We start from the raw sequence: 8,675 nt of genomic DNA on the forward strand, positions 1-8,675 counted from the left end.
GTAATGAAAATTATTTTTAAACTTCCTTTCTAAAACCTAACTTAACCATTTCATGCTAAGTTACTGTTTTATCAGAAGTTTTAATCTTCATCACCGCCGATGGATGTGCATTATAGACCAATCCCAAACAAGCGCAACCCCTATTTTTAAGAAAATACTTCAGTTGATTATTATTTCTACAAAATAACCCCATATGCATATTCTTTAATCTAAAAACCCTATTTTTAGATATCTTTTTACTATTTTCATTTTTGAGTTTAAAAAATAGGGGCTATTTTGTTTCAGCTTAATAAAATGCAACTTAGTTTTTTATTTCTATAGCCGCTCCCGTTTAAAATATTCCTCCAACTTACTTAAATAAATATTTTTCTTATTTTCATAAACCCTATTAACCTCCCAATAAATGCTATTCCCCCATAAGAGGATCTAGGTACATTTATTTAGTTCGATTTATTAAAAACATAATTCTGGAATGAAGAATGAAGAATGAAGAATGAAGAATGAAGAATGAAGAATGAAGAATGAAGAATGAAGAATGAAGAATGAAGAATGAAGAATGAACTTAATCAATAACCAGTTTCTAATCTATTTTTATTTTGATTGATAAATTTAGTTCGTACTTAAATTTTAGACATAAAAAAACCGCCTAACGCGGTATCTATATAATTAATCATTTTTATCGATGGTCGGAGCAGTAGGATTCGAACCTACGACCCCCTGGTCCCAAACCAGGTGCACTACCAGGCTGTGCTATGCTCCGATGTTCAACTCAAAGAGTTGGGGTGAATGATGGGATTCGAACCCACGACAACCGGAATCACAATCCGGGGCTCTACCAACTGAGCTACATCCACCATTACGGTGTCTTCATTATTTAGACATAAAAAAACCGCTTGACGCGGTATCATTTATCTTAACCACCATGAAGAAGATGGTCGGAGCAGTAGGATTCGAACCTACGACCCCCTGGTCCCAAACCAGGTGCACTACCAGGCTGTGCTATGCTCCGATGTTCAACTCAAAGAGTTGGGGTGAATGATGGGATTCGAACCCACGACAACCGGAATCACAATCCGGGGCTCTACCAACTGAGCTACATCCACCATTGCCTTGGTTCTTAAATATCAAGCCACCAAAAATGGCGCGCCTGACAGGATTCGAACCTGTGACCATCCGCTTAGAAGGCGGATGCTCTATCCAACTGAGCTACAAGCGCTTTACTGATGATTTTCACCATTCGCCTTGAAGAATTGGTCGGAGCAGTAGGATTCGAACCTACGACCCCCTGGTCCCAAACCAGGTGCACTACCAGGCTGTGCTATGCTCCGATTCATCTCAGCTTTCGTATCAAGCTTATCGCTTGGTACGGTGTGCATTCTAGGCGTGACGCCATAAGACGTCAACACCTATATTTAAAAAAAATCAAAAAAACACTTCAAGCGTTTATTTATCAAGCATTTCAGACATTTTTTATACAAAATCTTAGCGTTTCAAGCTGGCACTAAAATCCAGCATACGATCTAAAGGCAGTTTGGCTCGTTGAGCTAATGCGGGGTCAACATGAATCTCCTGATCACGATGTTGTAGAACATGCAAGATTCCATCTAGCTCGTTCATGGCCATCCAAGGACAGTGTGCACATGAACGACAGGTTGCTCCTTCTCCAGCGGTTGGAGCTTCAATCAAAATCTTATCTGGCACAGCCTGCTGCATTTTATAGAAAATACCGCGATCTGTTGCCACGATCAAACGCTGATGTGGCAAGGTTTGAGCTGCCTTGATTAACTGAGAAGTACTTCCGACTGCATCAGCAATTTCTACCACAGACATCGGTGATTCTGGATGGACCAGCACTGCCGCATCTGGATATAAGGCTTTCATATTAGCAATTCCGCGCGAACGAAATTCTTCGTGGACGATACACGCGCCATCCCAAAGCAGCATGTCAGCACCGGTTTTATTCTGGATATAACGCCCTAGATGCTGATCCGGTGCCCAGATAATTTTTTCACCTAAACTATCGAGGTGTTCAATAATCTCAACTGCACAACTTGAAGTCACGACCCAGTCAGCGCGGGCTTTAACCGCAGCCGAAGTATTAGCATACACCACTACAGTATGATCAGGATGCGCATCACAGAATTTGGTAAATTCCTCTACCGGACAGCCCAAATCCAGTGAACAGGTCGCTTCAAGTGTTGGCATCAGGACGGTTTTTTCTGGTGAAAGTATTTTTGAGGTTTCACCCATGAATTTAACCCCAGCTACCACTAAGGTCGATGCAGGATGGTCACGTCCAAAACGTGCCATTTCCAATGAATCGGACACACAGCCACCAGTCAGTTCTGCCAGTTCCTGTATTTCAGGATCACAATAATAATGTGCAACTAGCACTGCATTCTGCTTTTCCAATTCGGCTTGAATCTGTGCAAATTTTTCCTGTTTGGCCTGTGCACTGATCTGATGCTCTTTGGGTTCTCCTAAACGATCTAAATGCGCCTGCACAATCGATTTGGCTTCATTGGCTATTAATTTGGTCGCATCATTCATAATAACTCTTACTCTACCCTCATGGTTCATTATTCAACGAACCTTTCACCCTACATCCCGGTCATCTCTGGCGAAATGCTTTTTTGACCAGTCATTAAAAATCATAAGATATAAAAAAAGCCCCACAACGGAAGCTTTAGAAACAATCTGAATTATGAACGATAATCAGCATTGATCTTCACATAATCATAGGACAGGTCACAGGTATAGACTGTATCTTTTGCTTCACCACGTCCAAGATCAACACGAATCGTCATTTCAGCTTGTGCCATCACACGTGCACCTGCCTCTTCGGTATAGTCTGCTGCTGCACCACCATCCTTGCAGATTTGTACATCATCTAACCAAACCTGAATTTTTGCAACGTCTAAATTCGCCACACCTGCATAACCGATTGCAGCCAGAATACGCCCCCAGTTTGGATCAGAAGCAAAGATCGCAGTTTTCACCAATGGAGAATGCGCGATACTATAGGCCACGTCACAGCATTCCTGAGTATTGGCGCCACCTTCTACTGCAACTGTGATGAACTTAGTCGCACCTTCACCATCACGCACAATCAGTTGCGCAAGACGTTTCATGGTACGCATCAATACTTCAAGTACAGCTGCATAACGCGGATCTTCAACTGATGAAATTTCTGTTCCACCGGCCTGACCTGTAGCAATGAAAATACAAGAGTCATTGGTAGAGGTATCCCCATCAATGGTAATGCGGTTGAATGACTGATTCACTGTCTCAGATAAAAGCTGTTGAACCAGTTCACGGCTGATTGCTACATCAGTCGCCACATAACCCAACATAGTCGCCATATTTGGGCGAATCATACCGGCACCTTTGGAAATTCCGGTCATGGTATAAGTAATACCATCCAGCTCGAACTGTTCAGATGCACCTTTCGGCGTAGTATCTGTGGTCATAATACCCGTTGCAGCATCGATCCAGGCATCATCACGCAATGAGTCTAGTGCTGGCTGTAAACCACTGAGCAGACGCTCCATTGGCAACTGTTCGCCAATCACACCTGTTGAAAATGGCAGGATTTCAGCTGCATTCACACCTGCAAGTTCAGCCAGTTTGGCACAAGTGGCTTCAGCATTCGCCATACCTGTAGCACCTGTACCCGCATTAGCATTTCCGGTATTAATAACTAAATAACGTGGATTACCTACCGCCAGATGTGCTTTAGAAACATGCACAGGGGCAGCACAAAAAGCATTCTGGGTAAATACACCTGCAACATTGGAGCCTTCAGCCAGTTCAAATATCACCAGGTCACGTCGGTTCTGATAGCGTACATATGCTTCTGCCGAACCAATTCTCACCCCTTTTACCACATGCATCTGTGGCATAGATACGTCACCAACTGCCATTTTTAAATGTCCAATATTGAAGTTTCAGAAAAATACAGCTTAGTTGATCTTCATTAAAAAATCGAGCCAAAGCCAGATGAACACTCACTTTTCTTATGGTTTTTCACAATAAAAAACCAGTCATAGTGACTGGTTTTATTAAACTGGATCAAACTTAGTTTTTAGCCAGCTGGGTTGATTCACTCAATAAAGCTTGTTTCGCCTGTTGCTGACTTGCCGCAGAAAGCGCTGGGTTAGAAGCAACAATACGGTCAGCATTCGCTGCATTGGCTGCTGCAATCGCTGCAGTCTGCAAAACGATTGGACGGTTTGAATTATTAAAGGTATAGCGAATGCCAGTACGCGGACTTGCAATGGTCACCTGACCATCTGTACCCGTCTGAACCTGAGCCGTAGTTGGACCAATGGCCTGCTGAACTTTAGCAGGTGTCGTTGTTGCTGTTTCAGCAAAACTTAAAGTCGGGATTACCAAAGCAGCAACCATCATCGTTTTTAATACTTTTGTCATTGTTTCTTCCACTTTGCGGTGTTCAATCTGCCATTAAATACCATTTAATCCGGTACAGTGCAAACAGTATTCATCAGCTGAAAAGTCCATATACATAAAAAGATCAGGACCATTTGGTCCTGATCTTTTTATAGTTTAGAAACTTAGCAGAAATTAGATCTTGCCATGACACTGTTTGTATTTCAGACCTGAACCACATGGACAAGGTGCATTACGGCTTGCCGGTGCTTCAAAGACTGGTGCAACAGGATTAGCCTGCGCATTTTGTTCAGTGGTGATTTCATCTTCTTCAGCCAGTAATCCATCAAATTCCTGATGAGATAACTGCAAACGCATCGCTTCAGCCTGTGCCTGCTGCTGTGCTTCCATTTCAGCCAGCTCTTCAGGTGTTGGCACATGGATACGTGACAGATCAGTAATGACGTCAGATTTAATCACGCCCAGCATGTTTACAAACAGGTTGTAGGCTTCTTTTTTGTATTCCTGCTCTGGATTTTTCTGTGCATAACCGCGTAAATGAATACCCTGACGCAGGTAATCCATCGCAGCCAGATGCTCTTTCCAGTGACGGTCCAGAGAGTTCAGCATGAAATGACGTTCGAGTGATGCTGCAGATTCAGCACCCATTTGTTCACGACGTGAACGGTAACGATTTACCACTTCTTCAGTAATTCGTTCAACCAGTGCTTCTTCGTCTAAACGACGATCCTGCTCTAACCATTGTGCGACTGGCAAATCAATCGACAAGTCTTCACGAAGTGCAAGTTCCAGACCGTCAATATCCCACTGATCATGAATCGATTCAGGCGGAATATAGTTGGCGATCATGCCCTGCATCACTTCACGGATCATCTCTTCGATATAATCCTGCAATGAACTTTCAGCCAGAATCTCATCACGCTGACTATAGATAATTTTACGCTGCTCGTTATTCACGTCATCGTATTTCAACAGGTTCTTACGAATGTCGAAGTTACGTGCTTCTACTTTACGCTGTGCATTTTCGATTGAGCGTGACACCATTTTGTGTTCAATCGCTTCATCTTCTTTTAAGCCCATTGCACGCATCATGGCAACCACACGGTCACCCGCAAAGATACGCATCAAGTCATCTTCAAGAGACAGGTAGAAACGCGATACACCCGGGTCACCCTGACGGCCCGCACGACCACGCAACTGGTTATCGATACGGCGAGATTCATGACGTTCAGAACCGATAATATGCAAACCACCAGAAGCAAGAACTGCTTCATGATTCGCTTCCCATTCTGCTTTCAGGCGTGCTTCATCTTCAGGGGTTGGGTTTTCAATTTTGGCCAGTAGCGCTTTCCAGTTACCACCCAGCAAAATATCGGTACCACGACCGGCCATGTTAGTTGCAATCGTTACAGCACGCGGTGCACCCGCTTGGGCAATAATATCTGCTTCACGCTCATGCTGTTTGGCATTCAGGACTTCATGTTCAATACCAGCTTCTTTAAGCTTGTCAGAAAGAATTTCCGACGCTTCAATAGTGGCCGTACCAATCAGGATTGGCGCAACACCAGCTTCATGAACACGCTGGATTTCCTGAATAATCGCGTTGTATTTGCCTTCACGATTCAGGTAGATCAAATCGTTCTGGTCATTACGGATCATTGGACGGTGGGTTGGAATGATTACCACATCCAGACCGTAAATTTCTTTCATTTCCGCAGCTTCAGTATCTGCAGTACCGGTCATACCGGATAATTTTTTATACAGACGGAAATAGTTCTGGAATGTAGTAGTTGCAAGGGTCTGGTTTTCCGGCTGGATTTCCAGACCTTCTTTTGCTTCAACTGCCTGGTGCAGACCTTCAGACCAGCGACGACCTGGCATGGTACGACCGGTGTTCTCATCGACGATGATCACTTCACCTTCATGGATGATGTAATGCACGTTACGTTGATACAGATAGTGCGCACGAATCGCAGCAGTCACATGATGCAGCAAATTCAAATTAGAAGCTGAATACAGGCTTTCACCTTCAGCCAGCAAGCCCATTGCAATCAATTCACTTTCAATGGTTTCAAAACCGGTTTCAGTAATTTCAACAGAACGCTGTTTTTCATCAATCCAGAAATGACCGCCATCCGGTACTTTTTCTTCTTTCTGTGCTTTTAACTTCGGTGGAATGCTGTTGATCGCTGCATAAAGCTGGGAGGAGTCTTCACTTTGACCAGAAATAATCAGCGGTGTACGCGCTTCATCGATCAGGATCGAATCGACCTCATCGATAATGGCATAGGTCAGACCACGCTGTTTTTTCTCAGCCAACGAGAACACCATGTTGTCACGAAGATAATCGAAACCGAATTCGTTATTGGTACCGTAAGTGATATCTGCTTTATAGGCTTCGGATTTTTCCATCGGGTTCTGCATGGAATAGATAATCCCAATGCTTAAACCCAAGAATTCGAACAATGGACGGTTTAACTCGGCATCACGTTGTGCCAAATAGTCGTTCACCGTGATGACATGGACACCCTGCCCGCTCAATGCATTGAGATAACAGGCCAGCGTCCCCATCAAGGTTTTACCTTCACCGGTACGCATCTCGGCAATCTTGCCTTCATGCAGGGTAATACCACCAATCAACTGTACGTCATAGTGACGCATTCCCATAACACGTTTTGCAGCTTCACGACAGACTGCGAATGCTTCAGGAAGTAACTTATCTAGGCTTTCACCCTTATTATATCGTTGTTTGAATTCTTCAGTTTTTGCAGATAAGTCTGCATCGCTTAGGGCTGATATCGTCGGCTCGAGCGCATTAATCTTGTCTACGATTTTACGCATGCGTTTGAGTTCGCGCTCATTTTTGGTACCGAAGATTCCTCCGATCAGACTTGCCAACATGAATAGACTCTCTAAATCTTGCTTGTCAAATAAATATGTTCTTAGTCGTTATTATGGTGCTAGAAATTTGAACTACAAGGGTTTTGCCAGAAAACCAATGAAAAAAACTCATCCTTCGTCCTAGCCCTGAGACCTAAGGCAAAGTAATGTAGCAAATTTTACCCATGCAATATAGTTAATTAGACGACTGATTTGTCTGATTCTGAATCAATATCCTACTTCTTTATTCGGTTTATTCATAAGAAATTCTAAAAACACTATTTTTAATCATAAAAAAATTGGTTCATATTTATTCTCATCGACACATTACAAGATCAATTGAGGCAAGAAAAATGAGTTTACGTTTAGGCGATACCGCACCGAATTTTGAACAGCAATCTAGCGAAGGCTTAATTAACTTTTATGACTTTCTAGGCGATAGCTGGGGCATTTTATTTTCACATCCAGCAGATTATACCCCTGTATGCACCACTGAACTGGGATTTACCGCAAAGCTGAAAGATGAGTTTGAAAAGCGTGACGTGAAAGCAATTGCCCTTTCTGTGGATGATGTTGAATCGCATCATGGCTGGATCAAAGACATTAACGAAACGCAAAATACCAGTGTGAATTTCCCAATCATTGCCGATCAGGACCGTAAAGTATCTGAGCTGTATGATTTCATTCACCCAAATGCCAGCGAAACTTTAACTGTACGCTCTCTGGTAATCATTGATCCAAATAAGAAAGTGCGTCTGATTATTACCTACCCTGCATCAACAGGGCGTAACTTCCATGAAGTACTACGTGTAGTTGATTCTCTGCAATTAACCGACAACCATAAAGTCGCAACTCCAGCAAACTGGCAACATGGCGATGATGTAGTGATTGTACCTTCATTAAAAGATGAGGAAGAAATCAAACAACGTTTCCCTAAAGGCTATAAAGCTGTGACTCCTTATTTACGCCTCACTCCACAGCCTGAGCAAGGATAAGCAGAGCACTGCTCTGCCCTTGCGCAAGACGAGAAGCTATGCTTCGAGTGACAAAACTGAAAGTACTGCTTTTCAGTTATGCGCAAGGCAAACGAAGTGCGCAGTATTTGAAATACTACTTTAAGTATTCGCAAGACAAGCGCAGCGCGTAGTTCAAGATAAAACGCAGCACTGCTCCGCCCTGAGGAATATATTCCGCAAGAAGACCCACGGCTATGCCGTGGGTACAAGAGAATAAGCTAAATGCTGTTCTATCCTTTTTGAACTTGGATTCTCAAATGAAGTGCAACAGAGATTAAATTATTGGAAGGAAGCAAGATGAGCTAGCATTTTGCTTCCGACCGACCAAAGTCAAAGTTGCATCATGAACTATACTCATCTTACTCAAGA

At 43.2% G+C, this 8,675-nt stretch carries 5 protein-coding genes and 6 tRNA genes; 1 reads left to right on the forward strand and 10 read right to left on the reverse strand.

The annotated features are described in order from the left end of the window. Nucleotides 1–683: 683 nt before the first annotated feature. From FTV31_RS14860 to secA, 10 genes are all read right to left on the reverse strand, one after another. Nucleotides 684–760: transfer RNA gene (locus tag FTV31_RS14860), tRNA-Pro, on the reverse strand. Nucleotides 761–778: 18 nt separating this feature from the next. After that, a tRNA-His gene (locus FTV31_RS14865) sits at nt 779–854 on the reverse strand. 78 nt (nt 855–932) lie between these two features. Continuing rightward, a tRNA-Pro gene (locus tag FTV31_RS14870) sits at nt 933–1,009 on the reverse strand. Nucleotides 1,010–1,027: 18 nt separating this feature from the next. Then, nucleotides 1,028–1,103, reverse strand: a tRNA-His gene (locus FTV31_RS14875). 36 nt (nt 1,104–1,139) lie between these two features. Continuing rightward, nucleotides 1,140–1,216 (reverse strand) — tRNA-Arg (locus tag FTV31_RS14880). Between the two features lie 35 nt (nt 1,217–1,251). Continuing rightward, a tRNA-Pro gene (locus FTV31_RS14885) sits at nt 1,252–1,328 on the reverse strand. 154 nt (nt 1,329–1,482) lie between these two features. Next, nucleotides 1,483–2,550, reverse strand: coding sequence for a quinolinate synthase NadA (gene nadA / locus FTV31_RS14890; RefSeq protein WP_179993243.1), 1,068 nt, complete (start codon nt 2,548–2,550; stop codon nt 1,483–1,485). 152 nt (nt 2,551–2,702) lie between these two features. Then, nucleotides 2,703–3,923 carry a bifunctional glutamate N-acetyltransferase/amino-acid acetyltransferase ArgJ gene (gene argJ, locus FTV31_RS14895; RefSeq protein WP_180015591.1) on the reverse strand — a complete coding sequence of 407 codons (1,221 nt, stop codon included), beginning with the start codon at nt 3,921–3,923 and terminating at the stop codon, nt 2,703–2,705. Nucleotides 3,924–4,077: 154 nt separating this feature from the next. Further along, nucleotides 4,078–4,431 (reverse strand): hypothetical protein, encoded by a 354-nt coding sequence (locus FTV31_RS14900; RefSeq protein WP_159124164.1) that lies wholly within the window; start codon nt 4,429–4,431, stop codon nt 4,078–4,080. Nucleotides 4,432–4,584: 153 nt separating this feature from the next. Next, nucleotides 4,585–7,311: a preprotein translocase subunit SecA gene (gene secA, locus FTV31_RS14905; RefSeq protein ID WP_180015593.1), complete on the reverse strand. Its 2,727-nt coding sequence runs from the start codon at nt 7,309–7,311 to the stop codon at nt 4,585–4,587. A gap of 332 nt (nt 7,312–7,643) precedes the next feature. Between secA and FTV31_RS14910 the strand changes: the two genes are divergently transcribed. Then, entirely contained in the window at nt 7,644–8,285 is a 642-nt protein-coding gene (locus tag FTV31_RS14910) for a peroxiredoxin (RefSeq protein WP_180015595.1), read from the forward strand. The last annotated feature ends 390 nt before the right edge of the window (nt 8,286–8,675 follow it).

This window comes from Acinetobacter sp. YH16031 (genome assembly GCF_013417335.1).
In the GTDB taxonomy this organism is placed as follows: domain Bacteria; phylum Pseudomonadota; class Gammaproteobacteria; order Pseudomonadales; family Moraxellaceae; genus Acinetobacter.

Bases quoted from the DNA above. Each gene is read 5' to 3' on its own strand.
- nadA (WP_179993243.1), bottom strand. From the start codon at position 2,550: ATGAATGATGCGACCAAATTAATAGCCAATGAAGCCAAATCGATTGTG.
- secA (WP_180015593.1), bottom strand. From the start codon at position 7,311: ATGTTGGCAAGTCTGATCGGAGGAATCTTCGGTACCAAAAATGAGCGC.
- FTV31_RS14910 (WP_180015595.1), top strand. From the start codon at position 7,644: ATGAGTTTACGTTTAGGCGATACCGCACCGAATTTTGAACAGCAATCT.
- argJ (WP_180015591.1), bottom strand. From the start codon at position 3,923: ATGGCAGTTGGTGACGTATCTATGCCACAGATGCATGTGGTAAAAGGG.
- FTV31_RS14900 (WP_159124164.1), bottom strand. From the start codon at position 4,431: ATGACAAAAGTATTAAAAACGATGATGGTTGCTGCTTTGGTAATCCCG.